The 18,485-nt window shown below is 58.5% G+C and carries 14 protein-coding genes; 3 read left to right on the forward strand and 11 right to left on the reverse strand.

Annotated elements, in window-relative coordinates:
- Window positions 1–211: 211 nt before the first annotated feature.
- The 6 genes from tssK to EC9_RS16035 form a co-directional block, all read right to left on the reverse strand.
- Complete coding sequence (tssK, locus tag EC9_RS16010) at window positions 212–1,681, reverse strand: type VI secretion system baseplate subunit TssK (RefSeq protein ID WP_145346721.1); 1,470 nt, start codon at window positions 1,679–1,681, stop codon at window positions 212–214.
- Between the two features lie 57 nt (window positions 1,682–1,738).
- Window positions 1,739–2,575, reverse strand: coding sequence for a hypothetical protein (locus EC9_RS16015; RefSeq protein WP_145346723.1), 837 nt, complete (start codon window positions 2,573–2,575; stop codon window positions 1,739–1,741).
- A 141-nt stretch (window positions 2,576–2,716) separates the two neighbouring features.
- Window positions 2,717–3,157: an arsenate reductase ArsC gene (locus tag EC9_RS16020; protein ID WP_145346725.1), complete on the reverse strand. Its 441-nt coding sequence runs from the start codon at window positions 3,155–3,157 to the stop codon at window positions 2,717–2,719.
- 11 nt (window positions 3,158–3,168) lie between these two features.
- On the reverse strand, window positions 3,169–4,965 hold the full coding sequence (arsA, locus tag EC9_RS16025) for an arsenical pump-driving ATPase (RefSeq protein ID WP_145346727.1): 1,797 nt from the start codon (window positions 4,963–4,965) through the stop codon (window positions 3,169–3,171).
- A 38-nt stretch (window positions 4,966–5,003) separates the two neighbouring features.
- Window positions 5,004–5,375 (reverse strand): arsenite efflux transporter metallochaperone ArsD, encoded by a 372-nt coding sequence (gene arsD, locus EC9_RS16030; protein ID WP_145346729.1) that lies wholly within the window; start codon window positions 5,373–5,375, stop codon window positions 5,004–5,006.
- 102 nt (window positions 5,376–5,477) lie between these two features.
- On the reverse strand, window positions 5,478–5,807 hold the full coding sequence (locus tag EC9_RS16035; protein ID WP_145122105.1) for an ArsR/SmtB family transcription factor: 330 nt from the start codon (window positions 5,805–5,807) through the stop codon (window positions 5,478–5,480).
- Window positions 5,808–6,251: 444 nt separating this feature from the next.
- Between EC9_RS16035 and EC9_RS16040 the strand changes: the two genes are divergently transcribed.
- The 3 genes from EC9_RS16040 to EC9_RS16050 all read left to right on the forward strand — a co-directional run bounded on the left by EC9_RS16040 (window position 6,252) and on the right by EC9_RS16050 (window position 8,791).
- Window positions 6,252–6,557, forward strand: a complete 306-nt coding sequence (locus tag EC9_RS16040) for a Dabb family protein (RefSeq protein ID WP_145346731.1) — start codon at window positions 6,252–6,254, stop codon at window positions 6,555–6,557.
- Window positions 6,558–6,742: 185 nt separating this feature from the next.
- The gene (locus EC9_RS16045) at window positions 6,743–7,336 is read left to right on the forward strand and encodes an HdeD family acid-resistance protein (protein ID WP_218934186.1); all 594 of its coding nucleotides are present in this window, start codon (window positions 6,743–6,745) and stop codon (window positions 7,334–7,336) included.
- A 456-nt stretch (window positions 7,337–7,792) separates the two neighbouring features.
- Window positions 7,793–8,791: a DUF1593 domain-containing protein gene (locus EC9_RS16050; protein ID WP_246105719.1), complete on the forward strand. Its 999-nt coding sequence runs from the start codon at window positions 7,793–7,795 to the stop codon at window positions 8,789–8,791.
- Window positions 8,792–8,914: 123 nt separating this feature from the next.
- Here the strand turns inward: EC9_RS16050 and EC9_RS16055 are convergent, their stop codons facing one another.
- The 5 genes from EC9_RS16055 to EC9_RS16075 form a co-directional block, all read right to left on the reverse strand.
- Window positions 8,915–10,450, reverse strand: a complete 1,536-nt coding sequence (locus tag EC9_RS16055; RefSeq protein ID WP_145346735.1) for a DUF1254 domain-containing protein — start codon at window positions 10,448–10,450, stop codon at window positions 8,915–8,917.
- A 106-nt stretch (window positions 10,451–10,556) separates the two neighbouring features.
- A complete protein-coding gene (locus EC9_RS16060) occupies window positions 10,557–12,089 on the reverse strand; it encodes a DUF1254 domain-containing protein (protein WP_145346737.1) in 1,533 nt (510 codons plus the stop codon).
- 108 nt (window positions 12,090–12,197) lie between these two features.
- Entirely contained in the window at window positions 12,198–13,595 is a 1,398-nt protein-coding gene (locus EC9_RS16065; protein ID WP_218934187.1) for a DUF1254 domain-containing protein, read from the reverse strand.
- A 95-nt stretch (window positions 13,596–13,690) separates the two neighbouring features.
- Complete coding sequence (locus EC9_RS16070; protein WP_145346741.1) at window positions 13,691–15,772, reverse strand: hypothetical protein; 2,082 nt, start codon at window positions 15,770–15,772, stop codon at window positions 13,691–13,693.
- A 100-nt stretch (window positions 15,773–15,872) separates the two neighbouring features.
- Window positions 15,873–18,335 (reverse strand): arylsulfatase, encoded by a 2,463-nt coding sequence (locus EC9_RS16075; RefSeq protein WP_145346743.1) that lies wholly within the window; start codon window positions 18,333–18,335, stop codon window positions 15,873–15,875.
- Between the last annotated feature and the right edge of the window lie 150 nt (window positions 18,336–18,485).

Raw genomic sequence — 18,485 nt, forward strand, 5'->3', positions numbered from 1 at the left:
TCCGCAGACAACCTCATGTCGCCCGGCGCACCAAAACCTCGGAAGCTCGGATCCCTGAGCCTCGTCTGTTTGTCCAATTGGACTTATCGGCACGCAGAACCGCACACACCAAGGGAATGCTAGCGGGCGGCACAACCGGTGCGATCATCGCAGTTTTGGCGGCTGTCGCCACGCACAGACTTGCTCCGCCGGCGCGGCATCCGAGCTCTCGTTAAACCGCCGACGGCGGGACGACATACAGCACAAATTCCAGCCTCGCCGGACGTCCATCGATAATCACATCGATCGCTTGGCGGTTTTGCACGTCTCCAGCGATTAGATTTTCGTTGAAGCGAACGGCCAACGAGAGACTCCGTTCGACAGCGGACCATTGGTCGGCCGACGTCTTCGGATCGATGCTGAAGAAAACGCGTCCGGGACGCATTGGCAGGCAGCGTGGCGGATCGGTGTGATGGCTGAACTGCAGCCCGGCTCGCCCCAGTCGATACAATTCATCGACGGTGCTGCCCGCTCCAATCTTCATATCCAACCGCTTTTCGACCAACAGACGGGTCTGTTCGGTAGGCAGCGACGACGCGACGGCGACGAACAAGCGTTGCCCCGGTTCCAACCAAGCCGGTTCCAACGCGACCTGGACGCGTTGCCCGGCACCGACAAAGGCGCGCTCGCTGTATTCGGCTTCGATCACCGCATCCAAGACGCTGTCGACCAACCGCCGTGCTGTCCAGAAGCACAATCCCAAGTCGTCGTGATCGTACTTCGGCAGATCGGGGACCCGGCGACCGGCGGTAAAGACAGCCATCCGCCCGACAAAGCTGAGCAATTCGCGGAAAATCTCCAGGGGATGGATCCCGGGCGTGAAGGCCTGCACGCTCAGTTCGGCATACGCTTCGTTCATCACTCGCATCTGTTCCAGGATCATTCGATCCCCTTGCGATGTCGAATCGAACGTGATCCCGCGGGAGACAACTTGGTTGGAGACCAGGTCCAACTTTTTGCCGATCCGATCGAATACCGGCCGCACGATCTCTTGCTCCAGCGTCGCCCAGGCATCGACCGCCAACAGCGGCGGGATGTAGGTGCGGTCCAGCTCGGGAGCTCCTTCGGCGTGATCGGCACGGCGGATGCGCGCCAACGGCATCGTCGCATAACCGGCATGATCATCGGCGTCGGACAACAACCGTACGTTCAACCGGCGCAACTGGATCGGGCGCGGATTCTGTCCCGAATTCGCATCCTCCAAATCGAGCGATTCAACGCGATATCGCGACGTTGCGGCGGCGGCAGCTTCCTGTTTCGGAATCGCTGCAAACAGGGTCAGCGTCTGTTTGCCAAGCATCGCTTGCCGCAGGTCCAGTTCGGGCAGGCTGCCCGATTCGGGATAGGCGATCAAGGTCCCGTCGCGCATTCGCAGGGCCAGGTCCGACACGACAATCCGGTTGTTGGCGAGCGCTGCCGGGTCGAGTCGGAAGCGTCGCAAGCCCCAACTGAAGTGGCGATTCCATTGGACGTTGTCGCGGATCTGGTCGTGAATGTTTCGTTCGGAGATCTGGAAGTGCTGAGGTCTCAGAAACATTCCTTCATGCCAATGTACCGGCGCGTTAACAAACATCGATCTACAGCCCGAGGGAAGGAGGAAGGAACCAGCGACTCTGGAAAGCCTTCGGTCTCCTTCGACCATTCCAACCGCCGACCCTGAGCGTCGGAGAAAAGATAGCGTTTAAAGCGAATCGTCCGATTACCCAAGCCCTAGCACGCCAAGCAGAGCGAAGCCGCCAAAGAAGACAATGGAATAGATGATCGAAAGCGTCAGCATCGACCAGCCGTAGGTCTTGATCTCCGGACGCCGGAACGCATAGATCATCGCATACAGACCGATGAACAGCGAAAGAAAGCCGTGCAATGGCGATTCTTTGAAACCGTGGATCATGATCTTGATCCAGAAATACATGCCGCAAACTTGCAAAAACAACAGGATTGCCAACAGCATTCCGCGAGGGACCGGCGACGAACCGTCCGCCCCTTCCTCTGCCGCGATCGCATTGCTGACGAAGACGCCCATCACCGCCAATCCGGCCAAACACATCAGGATCGTCGCCAACATCCAGACCGGCATCCCCGTGCCGCTGATCTGCTGCTGCACCTTCGCGTCGCGACGCATGTGGGCCGCCGCTTCGTCCAACGCCGCATGCCCAAATTCGGAAGCCTCATCCTGCGATTCGGTGAAGCCCTGGATCCGCTCTCCCGTCTGCGTGTTGTATCCGCAGTTCATGCAGATCACGGTTCCCGGACGCATTTCTTTAGCACAAGCCATACAGACCGGTCCGGTCAATTGACCGATCCCTTCGTCGTCAAACAACGAACCGACACCACCGGATGCTGGTGCAGCGGCGGCGGCGGCGGCGGGAAACGATTTCGGTTGCGACGGGGCGGCGGCAGCGGGCCGACTCGGCGGGGCGTTGCCGCTGGGAACCTTCAGGACTTCCTTGCAACCCGGGCAGCGAATCGACTTGCCCGCCAGCTCATCCTTGAGACTTAAGTCTTTACCACACTTACACTTGAGACGAATGGCCATAGAGTCGAATCTGATCAGCGAGAAATAGGAGCCGGCGTCAAACCGGTGTATCTGCGTCCATTCTAACCCGCGACGCGACCTTGGCCAGATTACTCGTCTAGATTCCCTCGATGCGCCCCCCGCGGCTCCGCAAAGGTACGGTTAGCCGACCAGTTTGAGTAGACGATCCCGAGCAAAGTCGCGGATCTCATCGCGAACCCGGCGGAAGTGATCCATCGCCTCTTCCGGCGTGGCGGCATCGCGAGCCAGCTTCGGCGGATCGTCGAAACCTACATGCACGGTTTGCGTCTGCGACGCAAAGACGGGGCAGTTTTCGTCGGCGTGACCGCAGACGGTGATCACCATGTCCAGGGGCACTTCGGCCAGCGTGCCGACAAGTTTCGACGACTGGTTGGAAATGTCGACTCCCGCTTCCTGCATCACCGCCACCGCGTTGGGGTTCAGCCCGTGCGCTTCGATTCCCGCGGAGTGAATCTCCAATCGATCGGAATGAAAGTGACGCGCCCATCCTTCGGCCATCTGGCTGCGGCATGAATTACCCGTGCACAAAAACAGGATCTTCTTTTTTGCTGTGGTTGTCATCTGCATGAACCTCAAGAGGATGCGGGTTGATGGGGTTGGTTGTGGTTCGCGGCGGTCAGCTGGCTGAGTCCTTCGACGCCGGTGGGCGGATCGATTTGCCATGGGATCAAGGCGATCCGTTGGCTCAGTTCGTTTTGCACCTCTTCGACATACCGCAGTTCCAGGTGCTGGCGCCGCCGCAGCGAACTGTCGCTGACCGCCAACGGCAGCAGGCTTTGGTTGACGACCCAGGCGAACGGTTCGATCTCGGCGCGGCGGAGGTCGGCTTGCAGGCCTGCCGCTTCGTGGACCGGCGTCGCTTCGGGCAACGTAACCAACAGCACGCGGGTGAAGTCGGGATCGCGCAGCCGTGGCAACAGGTTCTCGACCGATTCGGGCATCTGGTTGGTCTGCCGAGTGACCTCGCGGTGATAGGCCATCGCGGCATCCAGCAGCAGCACCGTGTGCCCAGTCGGTGCGGTATCCAAAACGACAAACCGGTCGGTCCCTTCGGCGACAGCTTTGGCGAACGCTCGGAAGACGGCAACCTCCTCGGTGCAGGGCGATCGCAGATCCTCTTCCAGCAACGCGAGTCCGGCGGCGTCGAGGTCGGCTCCGGCGGTTTGCAGCACCTCGGCTCGATAGTCCTCAGTCTCTTGTACGGGATCGATGCGGCCGACGCTCAGCCCCGGCAACTGGTCCGCGGCCAGCATCGCCGTCACATGAGCCGCCGGATCGGTCGTCGACAGGTGAACTTGCAAGCCGCGCTGAGCCAATGCGACAGCGACCGCCGATGCGACTGTCGTTTTGCCAACGCCCCCTTTGCCCATCGCCAAAATCACGCCATGCCCTGGCGCGGCCAAATCGTCCAACAGCGATTCGAGCCCGTCTGGGAAGCTCTCGATCGGCGCGGGGCTCTGATCGGTCGCGACTTCCGCCTCGGCCGGGCGGCCGACATTGCGGAGCGCTTCGATTCCCATCAGCCCCGCCCACGACCAGGGCACGATGCTTCGCGGCAGTTCTTTGGCGGTATCGGGCATCGCTGCGATGGCAGCTTCGCCGCGGCGCTGCAGTGCGGTCGCGATCGGGTCGCTGCCCGATTCGTCTTCGCATTGGAACAGGCCGTTGATGATCAGATGCTGGTTCGAGACGCCCAACTTTCGCAGCTCGACACTCGTGCGGGCAGCTTCGTTGAACGCCGACGCTTCGGGACGCGTCACCAGCACCAACGTCGTCGCGGTGGCATCGCTGAGCGCGGCGACCGTCCGTTTGTAGATCGCTTGTTGCGCTTGCAATCCAGCCAACGGGCCCAGGCACGAGGTCCCCGAGACGCTCGATTCCATGAAGCCCGACCAGGCCGACGGGAGAGTCAGCAGACGCAAGGTGTGCCCGGTTGGTGCGGTGTCGAAGATCACATGATCGAACTCCGCCGTCGCCGAAGGATCGCCCAACAATTTGGAGAACTCATCAAACGCTGCGATCTCGACGGTGCAGGATCCGGAGAACTGTTCCTCCATGCTCTTGACCGCCGCATCGGGCAACACGCCTCGGTAGGGACCGACCATCCGCTCGCGATAAGCGTTGGCCGCGGCTTCGGGATCGATGTTCATGCCGTACAGATTCGCGACGTCGGGGATGGCTGTCGGTTCGTTGCCGAGCGCCGTCCCCAACACCTCGTCGAGATTCGACGCCGGATCGGTCGAAACCAACAGCACCCGTTGGCCGCTTTCGGCCAATTGGACAGCTGTCGCCGAAGCGAGCGACGTCTTGCCAACGCCACCTTTTCCAGTAAAGAACAAATTTCGCGTCGCGTTTTGCAAATGATCCATGACCGCTCCTCGGGGGAATCTGAACTACAAACGGTGAACTAACAACAACCCGTATCGCCGCAACATCCACTGCCGCCGGTCACCGGCAGCGACGTGGGGCGTTTCAGCGGCGTGCCGGTCCACATCGCCAGGTTGTCGCGCGATGGGTATTCACCGCGACTGACGATCTGTTGGTCGACGATCACCAATGGCAAGCATTCGACGCCCGCTTCGGCAAGCATTTTTTGAACCATCGGGTTGGCGACGAATTCGGTTGGGTTTTGCGACAGGTTGAAACGCTTGACCTCGTGTCCCTGGCTGGCCAACCAGTCTAGATCGGCGGCAAAGCGAGGCAGGACGGGATCGACCTGCGGTCCGCAAACTCCCGTCGAACAACACATCGCCTTGTCATAAATCGTCACGGTCGTCATCTCATGCTCCTCGGGGAAAGTGAAAACTGGAACTCTACGTTTGTCTATCGGAATATCGTTTATCGCCGCTGTACGATAATCGAGGCGAAATAAAAACCGGACTTACAATCCGGCAACCAATTCCTTCAGTCGCGCCAGGCGGTCGGCGTTGATGCAGTAACAGACCTTGGGCCCGTCGACTTCACCTTGAATCAACCCCGACTCTTTCAAGATCTTCAGATGTTGGGAGACCGTCGATTGGGCGAGGGGCAGTTGCGCGACGATGTCGCCGCAAACACACGCCTTGCGGCCAATCAACAAGCGGACGATTTGAACGCGAGCCGGATGAGCGATCGCCCACGCGAGCTTCGCAAAATCGGTCGCCGACGCATCCGCAGCCAGCTTTACCGGCGTCGAATCGCATCCTTGTTTAACACTTGATTTTTTGGCCATGGACTCCCTTTAATCGTCAATCTGCGATTTAGGATATCCGCCGGTCGCGGCGGAGTCAACTGGAAAGAAGTGGGGGCAGGGCAAATCAGTGCATGAGCTTAGGCATTATTGGTAACCCGACACGTAAGCGAGGCACCGCGCGAATTGCTCGCTGACGCGTCGGGTTACCAATTCTTATGACACTCCCGTTTGAAAGAGTGATTCGCCCCGGAGGTCGTCGTCACGAACGTTGCGGTGCGGTGAAGCAGCCGATAATCTGTGTACGCAATCGCCGCGCGAACTCGCTTTGCAACCGCGGCGGCTCGCTGGATACCCCAGCCCTTCCGTTCACCTATCGGCTTGTGGGTGCTCCGCGTCTGCTCGCTTCGGCTGGCACCGGGAATCCCCCGCCGACACAACCTCAACTATCTTCCAGGCCACGCTTCCACAGGCAGTCCGCTCACCATGACCCAACTTCCCATCGAACACACCGTTACGTTCCAACTGTCCCATCCCGCCGACTCCGCCGCCGAGAGCGACTTTCTCGCCGCGGCAGCGGAACTCGCATCGATCCCCAACGTGCACAACTTTCAGATCCGCCGGCAGACGAGCCCCAAGAACTCGCACCGTTTTGGAATCTCGATGTGGTTCGAGACCGCGGAACACTTCGCTGCCTACTGCGATCATCCGGCGCACGTCGAGTTTGTCCAAGAACGCTGGCTCAAAGAAGTTGCCGACTTCCAAGAATCGGACTTCGAACCGTTGGATTGAGACGCCATTGTGCCTGGGCAACAAGACCGCTTGGTGACAGTTCTTCCGACGGGCCTTGTGGGGGTTCGCTGTATCTCCCCTTTACTTGTATGATGCGTCCGCATTCGGAACGCCAAACGAGGAGCGGTGCCAACAGCGATTGCGCTGTGGCCGCTTTGGCAGCTATTCAAAAGGAAACAAAATCAATGTCGACGACAAATGACACCCCATCGCCAATGGAAAATGACAATCCGATCTTGAATATGATCGGATCAAACTGGTGGGTGCTGCTGCTGCGCGGTCTGCTGTTGATCGTGCTGGGGCTCTACGCCCTGTTCAGTCCAGGGCTGACCCTGTTGGCTTGGGCCTTCATGATCGGTTGCTTCTTGATCGCCGATGGTGTTTTGGCAGTTGTCGCGGGGCTTGCCGGTTGGACCGAATCTCGGGGATGGACGATCTTTCGCGGCGTGGTGGCGATTGCGGCCGGTGTTTTTGCTGCGGGGCATCCAGCGCTGATCGGGGCCGTGGCGGCAATGACTGTCGTGCTGTTGATCGCAGCCGGATCGATTCTCAGCGGAATCCTGGAAATCATCGTCGCGATTCGCGAGCGGAAAGCGATTGAGGGTGAAGGGTGGATGATCCTCGATGGCGTCTTTTCGATTCTCTTTGGTGTGGTCCTCGCACTTGCTCCCCTCTTTTCCGCCAGCGTGCTGATCCGGATCAGCGGCGGTTTCGCGATCCTCTTTGGGCTTGTCGCAATTTACTGCGCCTTCCAGTTTCGGAAACTTAAGAGTCTCTAAACTAGTAAGCCACGTCGCCAGATGTGGTTTCGCGACGTCCACGCATCCGGTGGCGTCGCGGCAAGGCATTCGGCTCCTTTTCGATCGTCGATACGCATCGACGATCAAGCAGCCGATTCAGTGGTACGTCGTGCCGGCATAGGCAACAGCAACCTGGACTTGCGCTGGTGTCCGTGGGCTGGTCTGCCCAAAAATAGAACGGCCTCTGACAAGGGGCTCCGATCGGGAAGCAGCATCGCATCGGCCGCGTAAACGAAACGACTCTCCGATCGCCGGATGCCCAACCGATGCGACGGGCAAGTCAACTCCGCGAAACAAAGATCGTCCCAGGGGCATCTTTCTCTTTTCCGCTTCGTCAGGCTCGACGTAGCGATCGGCGAGATGCGGCCTCAGCGTCCGACATGCATAATGATGGAATCATCGCCGCTGCATCGCCGCCCAACCAAGGAGCTTCCTTTGAAGACCAACCTCCACTGCCCGACCGTCTTGTTGGCGTTTCTATCCGTCCTCGCCATCGGTAACAATGCAGCGCTGGCAGCTTCCCCGCCGGGAGGCGCTCTGCAGGGCGATCGTCCGCGTTTGATCGTCTCGACCGACATTGGCGGTTCCGACCCGGACGACTTTCAATCGCTGGTCCATCTACTGTTGTACGTCGACGTTTTGGATTTGGAAGGTATCATCGCCTCGCCGCCCGACGCGGGGCGAACGAAGGACATCGTCGAAGTGATCGATGCTTATGGCCGGGATTACGCGAACCTCAAAGCCCATCCGGAAGACTATCCCGCTCCCGATGCGCTGCGGAAGATCGCGAAACAGGGGGCGCACGAAAAGGCACCGCAGAAAGGCTGGTCCCAACCGACCGAGGGCTCGCGATGGATCATCGAACGGGCGCATGCCGTCGACAAACGGCCGTTGTGGATTCTCGTCTGGGGAAGCATCACCGACGTGGCTCAGGCGATCCACGACGATCCTTCGATCAAAGAACACATACGCCTCTATTCGATCGGATCTTGGAATACGGTGCAGGACCCGGCGGCTCGCGACTACTTATTCGAGCATCACAAGGACTTGTGGTGGATCGAGAGTGACGCGACTTTCCGAGGCATGTACATGGGCGGCGTACAAGAGGGAGAGTGGGGCAACCTTCGATTCGTCGAACAGAACGTGAAGGGGCACGGCGCGCTCGGCGATCTCTTCTTCCAGAAGAAACGGGACATCAAGATGGGCGACACGCCGTCGCTGCTCTATTTGCTTCGCGGCGACGCCAACGATCCCACAGCGCCGCATTGGGGCGGCGCTTTCGTAGCGCCCGACCACGGCAAACAGTATTGGACCGACAACCCCGATCCAGGCCTGTCCACAGCCAACCGCGCCGGAGCCAAGACCGTCAGCACCTGGCGCCGCGCGTACCTTGAAGACTGGAAACAGCGGATGGATCGCGTGACGAAGCCCTAGTGGTTTGTCAAACTTTGATTCTAGGACTGATGGTAGTGGACGAGGTCATGAGTCCCCTTGAACTCTGGCGCGCAAGGACTCGTGCCCTCGTCCACTACTCTAAAGTTCAGTGTCGGCGCTGCACTATTTCACAAGTTCGACTTCCCCCGGACGCCAGGTTTTGTCGAACCATGGCTCCAGTGGGCCATACAGGCGGAGGACGGTGAACCAGCCCTTGCTCGGCTCGGTGGCGATCCAGTTGTTTTCCTTCCCCTCGGGGGCCTTGGGGCCAAAGTAGAGATCGACCGAGCCATCGGCGTTCTCAACGAGTGGATCGCGTTTGTTGTTCTTGCTGGGGAAGGGCCGGCTGGTTTGCAGTTCGGATCGCGTCTGCGGATCGTAAACGACGACCGACCAGAAGTTCTTGGCCGGGGCGTTCGCTGGAATATGAAGCTTGTAGTTTTTCGAACCATCAAAAGGCTCGCCTTCCTTGTCGACGAATGCGAGCGCGTATTGCGAGCCCTTGCCAACCATCTTCAAGGCCATCGCAGGCGTGTTCACCGTGGCGAGGTAGAAGAAGTAGGTGCGGGCATCGAGATCGCGGCCCGATAGACCGTTGCCATCGAGCCAGCGATAGTCGTCGCCGATAAAGCCGGTCGTCCATTGGCTGCCTTCGTAGATCTTCGAGCGAGGATCGCGATTGCGGAAAGCGATCGCGCGGGCGGTGCCGTTAGCAATCGCGACCGCGTCGGTCAGGATCTTCTTCATACGATCGTCCGGGGCGAATTCCTTCCCTTTGACGATCCCGATCGAGGCGGCGATGCCACGAAGTTCCGGGTCGATGAAGTCGACAGGCTCCCGTTGGATGACGTGATTCAGTTCGTTGTAGAACTCGAAATTGTTGGCGTGAACCGTGTTGAAATCGGCTCTCGAGCAGTCGATAAACTCCATCGCTGGAGGATTGTCGGACTTGCTCAGAGGGTAGATTTTGACTCCCTCCTTAAACATCTTCACTGCGGCGTCGGTCTTGCCGTCGACGAGGAACCCACGAAGAGGCACCCAATTCACATAGCTGCGAGAGTGCGCGACGTAATAGTCGCCTCCCTCCTTTTTGTCCTTCGGCACGTCGCCTTCATAGCCGGGAGGAACGATGAGATACTTGCCTCCGGCACCTCGATCGGGACCGGGAATCCCCATGTCGATGACGAAGCGAAAGAAGGCATCATCACAGGTGCCCGGTCCGCAACCCGGTGGGACTTCGACCACGGTCGGCCCGTCCTTTTTCAAATCAAGTAAGCCGAGGCAATAGACGGTGTCGGTGTTGCCGGTGAGGAACAGTGGATTGGAATCCAACAAGTCCTGGAAAAGGAGCACCTGGTTGCACTCGGTCGCGCCGCGTGCGATCTGCCCCAGGCGAAGCCCTTCGATGGAAGTGGCGGGAATAAAGTTGAGGAAGGTCTCGACCGCGCGGAGCGTGTCGAGGTTGTCGTACAGCTTCTGCGTTGTTTCAGCATCGGGGATGCCATCGTCGAACTTGAGCGTGCCGATGCTGGTCTCGACTTTGTCGGGCGTCATGATTTCGACCGGGATCTTTTCGTTGTAGCCCGGCGTTTTCTGGGCAAAAACGGAACCGCATGTTGTTAGGACAAGGGCTGCCGCAAGCGTTGTTCTGCTTTTCATGGGATGGATTCCAAACTTGGTTGTTGGTTGGGTGGTTGAAATACGATGCTCAATCCGCGGGCCGGATCGAATGAGCCGGCCCGCGTGGTTCAAGAGCGAAGGAGGATCACTTCACGAGTTCGATGTCTCCGGGTCTCCAGGTCTTGTCGAACCATGGTTCGAGCGGGCCGTAGAGACGGAAGCAAGCGAACCAGCCTTTGCTGGGCACAGTGGCGGTCCAGTTGGCTTCCTTGCCCTCGGGAGCTTTGGGGCCAAAGTAGAGATCGACCGAGCCATCGGCGTTCTCGATGAGTTTGTCACCCGTGTTGTTCTTGCTGGGGAAGGGCTGGCTGGTCTGGAGTTCGGAGCGTGTCTGCGGATCGTAGACGACGACCGACCAGAAATCCTTGGCCGGGGCGTTCGCTGGAATGTGAAGCTTGTAGTTCTTCGAGCCGTCAAACGGTTCCCCATCCTTGTCGACAAACACGAGCGCGTACTGCGAGCCCTTGCCGACCATCTTCATGGCCATCGCCGGTGTGTTCACCGTGGCGAGGTAGAAGAAAAAGGTGCGGGCATCGAGATCACGGCCTGCAAGACCGTCGCCCCCGAGCCAGCGATAGTCGCCGCCGATAAAGCCGCTCGTCCATTGGCGGTCTTCGAAGATTTTCGCGCGTGGATCGCGGTTGCGGAAAGCGATCGCGCGGGCGGTGCCGTTGGCAATGGCCACTCCGTCGGTCAGGATTTTCTTCATCCGCTCGTCTGGGGCGAATTCCTTGCCTTTGACGATGCCGATGGAGGCGGCGATGCCGCGAAGTTCCGGGTCAATGAAGTCGATGGGTTCCTGCTGGATGACGTGGTTCAGTTCTTCGTAGAACTCGTAGGTGTTGGCGTGGATCGTGTTAAAGAATTCTTTCGAGCAGCTGATGAACTCCATGGCCGGAGGATTGTCGGCCTTGCTCAGAGGGTAGATTTTGACTCCCTCCTTAAACATCTTCACCGCGGCGTCGGTCTTGCCGTCGACGAGGAACCCGCGAAGAGGCACCCAATTCACATAGCTACGTGAGTGCGCGACGTAGTAGTCGCCTCCCTCCTTTTTGTCCTTCGGCACGTCGCCTTCATAGCCAGGAGGAACGATGAGATACTTGCCGCCGGCGCCTCGATCGGGACCGGGAATCCCCATGTCGATGACGAAGCGGAAGAAGGCATCATCACAGGTGCCCGGTCCGCAACCCGGCGGGACTTCGACCACGGTCGGCCCGTCCTTCTTTAAGTCGAGCAAGCCGAGGCAATAGACGGTGTCGGTGTTGCCGGTGAGGAACAGCGGATTGGAATCCAACAAGTCCTGGAAAAGGAGCACTTGGTTGCACTCGGTCGCGCCGCGTGCGATCTGCCCCAGCCGAAGCCCTTCGATGGAAGTGGCGGGAATGAAGTTGAGGAAGGTCTCGACCGCGCGGAGCGTGTCGAGGTTGTCGTAGAGTTTCTGCGTTGTTTCGGCATCGGGGATGCCATCGTCGAACTTGAGCGTGCCGATGCTGGTCTCGACTTTGTCGGGCGTCATGATTTCGACCGGGATCTTTTCGTTGTAGCCCGGCGTTTTTTGCGCCAATGCGGAACCGCATGTAAGGGCGAGAGCGACGGCGATTGTTGTTCTGGTTTTCATGGGATGGATTCCTTACTTGATTGTTGGGTGGGTGGTTGAAACTCACTGCTCAATCCGCGGGCTGGATCGAGTGAACGGGCCCGCGTGGTTCAAAAGCGATGACGGGTTTTACTTCATCATTTTCAGTTTCGGAGCCGTCCACGAGCCGTCGAGCGCTGCTTCGGCTGGCCAGTAGAGTCGCATGTACATCGCAAACGGGCCCTTCGGTGCGGGCAACCAATTGGCCTCCAGTTCCTTGCCCGGCGATTCATGCTGGATGTAAATCGTCAGGCCACCATCGGCGTCCTTTTTCAATTCAGGAAGCATCGGCGAATTGATGAGGTAGCGGTTGATCGGGTTGGCCACCAGCAGGCTTTGCGGCAGCTCATACATCGTCAGTGACCAGAAGGCCTTGACCGGCGGGTATTCACCGTTGGCGAAATGCAGGGTGTAGCGGTTTTCACCGCGGAGCGGTTCCCCGGCGGAATCGACCCGATAGACCGGATACATGGCTTCCTGTTTCGAGTTGCCATAGATTCCGATGGTGGCGACCCAGCGGTAGAGGTAGTTGTTCTTCATATACTCGCGGGTGCCGAAGCAATCCCCGGAAGTAATCTTTCCTACTTCGAGTAATTTGACGTCGCCGGCAAAGGCTTCCCATGCGTCGATCCGGCCCATCTCGATGGCGTCCTTCATCTCGGGCGAAAGTTTCGCGGGATCGAATCTCTTGCCCCCCTCGACCCCGATCCTGGCGAAGCGTTTGCGGAGTTCGACTTCCGTGGGATCGACCGGGCAGTAGCCGAGCACGAAGTTGAGGACGTTGAAGAACTCCAGCGAACTCTTCTCTTCCTCCTCGGTCAGTGGCTTGACCCAATCGACGGCCGGCGCGGCTGCGGGAGCGGAGGTCCCAAGGAATGCCGACAGCGGCTGCACCTTGTACTGAGCCTGGATCTTCTTGACGTTTTCAAGGTCCGCTGGGTTGAACAACTGGGTGCGGAACAGGACCATGTCGAAGTCCGTTTCGGACCGGATCACCTGCTTGATTCCCGCAGGCTTCTCACCCTTCCAACTTGGTCCGGCGATCAGAAAACTGCCGGCGTCGTTACCCGTCGCCCGCGAACCGACGTAGGCGAAGTTGAAGGTGTAGGCGTCGATGAACTGGACGCTGTAGTAGCGACTCTTCTCGATCTTGGGAACGCTGATCACGATCGGTTCGGCCCGCAGGTCCAAGCCCACGAAAGAGTAAGGCGTGTCCGAATTCGGCGTCTGGATGGCGGTATCGGCCGGTGTGTAGACCTCCGGGATGTTCTTCAGCTGGTTCCACGGTGCCTTGTAGGACTTGCTGTCCTTGTCGACGAAGTAGGCATACTGGATCCGATAGCTATCCACCAACGGGAATCCGTAGATGTAGGCTTCCTTGGCGATAGCGCGAGCTTCTTCCGGCGTGACGTCTTGTGCCTGCCCGATCGGGGAAAGCGCGAGGACGGCCACGGCCGACACGAGGGTGGTGATGAATTTTTGTTTCATGAGATTTATCCTTGGGTTGGAGCTTCGGTGATAAGGGTGCGAATCACTTCTCAGGTTATCCATTGGTAGGAACGTTGGCTTGGCGCACGGACGATCTATTCCGCTCTGGCCGGGCCGATCAAGGGCGTGTGCACGGGTTTGGCCACGCCGAAGAAGACCACCGTGGTGTTGGCGGCAAAGCGGGTGGAGAGCGCCTCGTCCGGCACTTGTTTGAAGCCGGCAAGTGTCTGGTCCCAGCTGTTGGCCACCCAGACGTTGCCAGCAGAATCGGCGGCGACGCCCGTGATGGTTTTCAGGCCGCCGATGTAGCCCCCCGGCGGCGAAATCGCATCGCCGGTTTTAAGTCCCGGCGGGAAGGTCTCGGTCCGCACACCACACAACTGCGAGAGGTTGTGGCTCATCGAATTCGAGACCCAGATGTTGTCATTGCCGTCGATGGAAATGCCCCAGGCACCGTTCATCGTCTTGCCGGCGTTGAAGGGGCCGAGAACCGTTCCATCGGGTCGTATCATCGACACGTCGCCACCGGGAAACTTGTCGCTGATTTCCCACAGATCGATCCACTCCTTGGCCGCGCGCTTGCTGGCCGAACCATCGTGACTCCCAAACCTCGCTTCGAGCTTCTCCGCGACGAAGGCCAGTTTCTCCCGGATGCCGATGTGGCCGATGGAGTTGGCGACCCAGGCGTTGCCCTGGCTGTCGATGGCAATCCCGTGCGGGCTGTATCCGACCTCAAAGTCCACCGCCTTGCCCGGATCGTTGGCTGGAAAACGGGTCACGGTGTTGGAGCCGCTGTTGGTGACCCAGACATAATCATTTTGGTCGATGGCCAGGGCGAAGGGCTTTTTCAGTTGGAGGGTGCCATCGACAGGCTTGCCGTCGACGACCTGACCGTAGATGCGGCCTTTCGAGGCGTCCCCCTTGGGCAGGTGAACGATCTGACTGTGGTCGTTGTCGAGCGTCCAGATGTCGCCATTCGGGGCGACCATGATGCCCTGCATCGCACCGAGTTTTCCGTCGAGGTTGTAGCCGGTCTCTGGCGAAAGAGGCTTCCCCGTCTTGCGATCGAACACGGAAATGGTGCTGCCGATAATGCTTGTCACCCAGACCTTGTCATCGCCGGAGACCGCGATGCCCCAGCCGGCGCTGTCGACGCCGCCGCCGCGAAAGCCTTTGATCATCGGGGAAAGCGGTTTGCCGTTCGGCGCGAACTTCGAGATGCCGCCGCCGACCCAATCAAAAATCGTTGTTTGCCCACCGACAAGGAAGTTGTTAGCCGACCACATGTTGCCCTCACCGTCGATGGCGATGCCGCCGACACCGTTGTATCCTCCGCCGGAGTAAACCAGCGAAAGGGTCCACGAACTGGGAGCGAAGTTGAGGTAAGGGATTAGATCCACCTCGCGCCACCGCTTTCCGGCGGGGACGGGATAAAATGTGTCCAGCAATCCGAAGATCTTGTCCGCGTTGTGCCACGGATAGCGAGCGATGTTTTGCGCCGCGGCCAGCGTGTTGGTCGGAGCGACGCCGCCCGGCGGTGTGGCGGCTGCGAAGAGCTTATCGCACGCGTCCGGTTTTTCCGTGACGCAGGCAGTCAGCAGGATGCCCAGCGTGTTCAGCTTCGCCAAGGTGGTGGTCTCCGAGCTGTTCAGCGGATCCATGATCACCGGTCCCAGCCCACCGGTTTCGAGATTCACAAGGTTCGGCACGTTTCCGGCGGCGATACTCAGGCCAAGTGCATCGCCACGCAACACGATGCCGTGCAGAAACTGCGCACCGGTCCAGGCGGAGGCCACGGTGGTCAGCTCGTTGATCGTCACGCGCGCGGGAGCTTTGGTCCCCAACGTGGCCATCAAGGTGGTCGCTGGATTCGGTCCGTTCCCGGAGGATAGCTTCGACTTTCCCTCCGCCGCGATGAGATACATCACGCCGCCGTCGCCCTTCCCATCGGCAAACGCCAGGTCGAAGCTGCCATCTTCGTTGGTCTTCGCTTCGGCGAGTTTTTGGGGAGCGTCCGGCCCCGCCAGCCAAAGGGTCACCTCAGCCCCGGAGATCGGAGCGCCGCCGGCCTCGACTCGTCCGGTAATGCCATCAGCAGCGAAGGCCGGGACGGATAGAAGTGCGGCCGATAAGGCAAGTGCTGCGAATTTCGCGGCTAGTCGATTCGCTTTTTTCATGGTTTGATTCTTTCGTTTATGCCCGCCCCTGAAACCGTTCCCGCTCTTCGCGACGGCCTGCCGGAACCAGGTAAACTTTTCGAAATATGGGTCAATGAGATCAGTCGTTCACGCGGTCGTGAGCATCCTTGATCTGCTTTTGTTCGGCTGGAGTAAATTGGGTGGGGCCAAGCTTGATATGAAGCTGATCGATGGATCCGGTGAAATCAAACGGTAGGATATAATCCTTCGCATTGATCTCGGTCCGTGTATCCACTCCCACATCAAAGGTTTCATCCATCACCTGGATGAACGCGATTGAATTGGGTTGTTCGTGCGAATCTACAGCCACTCCGTCCACCTTCAGAGTTCCGGCACCACCCTTTGCGATACCCGGACCATCATAGATATAGTCATAGACAAGAGTGTGCTTCCCTGCGGTGAGCGGTTCTTTTGCAGCCCATCTGTATTGCGCGAGCCCCAGCATGTTGTAACCGAAGACGGGGACACCTTTTAGAATGTAAAATCCCCATCCGCCAAACCGGCCTCCGGCAGTCACGATCATGCCGTTGCCACCGTCGTCCGGCACCGTCACTTCGGCTGTGATCGTGTAAGACCGTCCCAAGATATTTGCCGTGTTTGAGTCCGACATCCCAGGATTCACACCTTGGTAAGTGAATTCGGTCTTGCCAACGGTCATGCTCGGTCTGGGCTCCATCGAACGAGCGAACTGACGGTTGTCCAGAGGAAACACATTGTATTTCTTGGCCTCCTGATCGAAGAGTGCCTGCATTTCCTTCAGCTTCTCCGGGTTTTCCGCGGCGAGGTCGTGGTTTTGAGAGAAATCATCATTCAGGTTGTACAACTCCCATTTGTAATCTTCGATCGGAGGGAAGGCTGCATTCAAAATCCATGGTCCGTGAGGAGGCACCGTATTGGCGTACCAGCCTTCACTGTAGATGCCACGATTTGAAATCATCTCAAAGTATTGAACCTTGCGCGCGGATGGCGCGTTCGCATTCTCCTTCTTAAAGGTGTATGCCATGCTGGTGCCTTGAATTGGCTTTTGCGCGATGCCGTTGATTTCCTCAGGTTGATTCACCCCGGCCGCTTCCATGATCGTGGGCATGATATCGATCATGTGGTGAAACTGGGTCCGGATCCCGCCGATATCGTCAATATGCCCTGGCCAGGAAATGGCCATCCCCTGACGAGTTCCTCCGAAATGGGATGCGACCTGCTTGGTGTATTTGAAGGGCGTGTCAAATGCCCAGGCCCATCCGACAGCCATGTGTGGATAGGTTTCCCGTGATCCCCAGACATCATAGAGCTTCAATTGGTCCGCTACGGGAATATCGAGAATACCGTTGAACGACGCATGTTGGTTAGGCGTTCCCAAGAGTGTGCCCTCGGGACTGGTTCCATTGTCACCACAAATGTAGAAGATCAACGTATTGTCCAACTCGCCCAAGTCCTCGACCTGTTGGATCACACGGCCAATCTCATCATCGGTATAGGCGGCAAAAGCTGCGAACACCTCCGCCTGCCGCGCGAATAATTTCTTCTCATCGGATGAAAGCGATTCCCATTCGGGAAGGGCATCCGGCCAAGGTGTCAGTTGCGTGTTGGCGGGAATCAAACCCAATCGCTTTTGATTCGCAAAGATCTGTTCCCGCATCTTGTTCCACCCCATATCGAACTTCCCTTTGAACTTTTCAATCCATTCCGTGGGTGGCTGGTGAGGTGAATGGGTTCCGCCCGGTGCGTAATAGATAAAGAAGGGTTGGTCGGAATTCGCGGCCTGGAGCGCTTTCATCCTGGCAATCGCCTCATCCGCCAGATCGGTGGACAAGTTGTAATCGGGCTTCCCTCTCCACGGGAAAATTTGAGTGTGATCCTGGAAAAGGTAGGGCGTGTATTGGTCGGTTTCGCCACCTTGGAAGCCGTAGAAATAATCAAACCCCATTCCTGAAGGCCATTGATCAAACGGCCCCGCCACGCTGTAGGCAAACGATGGTGTATTGTGGTTTTTCCCGAACCAGGATGTGGCATATCCATTCCCTTTCAGGATTTGACCGATCGTCCCGTTGTCCACGCCGATGATCGAGTCGTAACCCGGGTATCCGGTGGAAAGTTCGGTGATCACGCCAAAGCCTACCGAATGGTGGTTGCGCCCCGTGAGCAATGCCGCACGGGTGGGCGAACAGAGCGAGGTGGAGTTGAACTGCGTGTAACGCAATCCGTTGTTAGCCACTCGGTCCAAGGCCGGCGTTGGAATCACACCGCCAAAGGTACCGGTGACACCAAAACCGGCGTCATCGGTCATGATCAACAAGACGTTGGGGGCTCCTTTTTTAGGGACGACGCGTGGTGGCCACCAGGTTTTTGAATCGGCGACCGTCGGTCCGGTTTTACCTTCGCCGGGTGGTTGCGGAGCCGGAAGCTGCTTGCCGCTGATGGTCGTCGTCGCAGCCGCGGATCCGGGCGTGCCGGTGGTTTGCAGCTGTGCCTGTAGGGCGGAACTGCTTGAAAGAAGAACTAAGAGCAGTAGGGCTCTTGAGGTTTCGCGTAATCGATGATTCATGAATTTGAGTGAAGTTGAGGGTTCGATGATTGAGAGGGAAGTGGGAATATCGCTGCTGAACGCTTGGACCAACGCGTATGCTTAGGCCAATGGAATTCAATTGCGAAGTTCTATTTGATCGCTTCCTCGACCTCCTCATCGATCTCTGCG

This window comes from Rosistilla ulvae (assembly GCF_007741475.1).
Taxonomy (GTDB): Bacteria; Planctomycetota; Planctomycetia; order Pirellulales; family Pirellulaceae; genus Rosistilla; species Rosistilla ulvae.

Excerpts from the sequence above, each read along its gene's own strand:
- tssK (WP_145346721.1), bottom strand. The coding sequence starts at position 1,681 with ATGGTCGAAGGAGACCGAAGGCTTTCCAGAGTCGCTGGTTCCTTCCTC.
- EC9_RS16015 (WP_145346723.1), bottom strand. The coding sequence starts at position 2,575 with ATGGCCATTCGTCTCAAGTGTAAGTGTGGTAAAGACTTAAGTCTCAAG.
- EC9_RS16020 (WP_145346725.1), bottom strand. The coding sequence starts at position 3,157 with ATGACAACCACAGCAAAAAAGAAGATCCTGTTTTTGTGCACGGGTAAT.
- arsA (WP_145346727.1), bottom strand. The coding sequence starts at position 4,965 with ATGGATCATTTGCAAAACGCGACGCGAAATTTGTTCTTTACTGGAAAA.
- arsD (WP_145346729.1), bottom strand. The coding sequence starts at position 5,375 with ATGACGACCGTGACGATTTATGACAAGGCGATGTGTTGTTCGACGGGA.
- EC9_RS16035 (WP_145122105.1), bottom strand. The coding sequence starts at position 5,807 with ATGGCCAAAAAATCAAGTGTTAAACAAGGATGCGATTCGACGCCGGTA.
- EC9_RS16040 (WP_145346731.1), top strand. The coding sequence starts at position 6,252 with ATGACCCAACTTCCCATCGAACACACCGTTACGTTCCAACTGTCCCAT.
- EC9_RS16045 (WP_218934186.1), top strand. The coding sequence starts at position 6,743 with ATGTCGACGACAAATGACACCCCATCGCCAATGGAAAATGACAATCCG.
- EC9_RS16055 (WP_145346735.1), bottom strand. The coding sequence starts at position 10,450 with ATGAAAAGCAGAACAACGCTTGCGGCAGCCCTTGTCCTAACAACATGC.
- EC9_RS16060 (WP_145346737.1), bottom strand. The coding sequence starts at position 12,089 with ATGAAAACCAGAACAACAATCGCCGTCGCTCTCGCCCTTACATGCGGT.
- EC9_RS16065 (WP_218934187.1), bottom strand. The coding sequence starts at position 13,595 with ATGAAACAAAAATTCATCACCACCCTCGTGTCGGCCGTGGCCGTCCTC.
- EC9_RS16070 (WP_145346741.1), bottom strand. The coding sequence starts at position 15,772 with ATGAAAAAAGCGAATCGACTAGCCGCGAAATTCGCAGCACTTGCCTTA.
- EC9_RS16075 (WP_145346743.1), bottom strand. The coding sequence starts at position 18,335 with ATGAATCATCGATTACGCGAAACCTCAAGAGCCCTACTGCTCTTAGTT.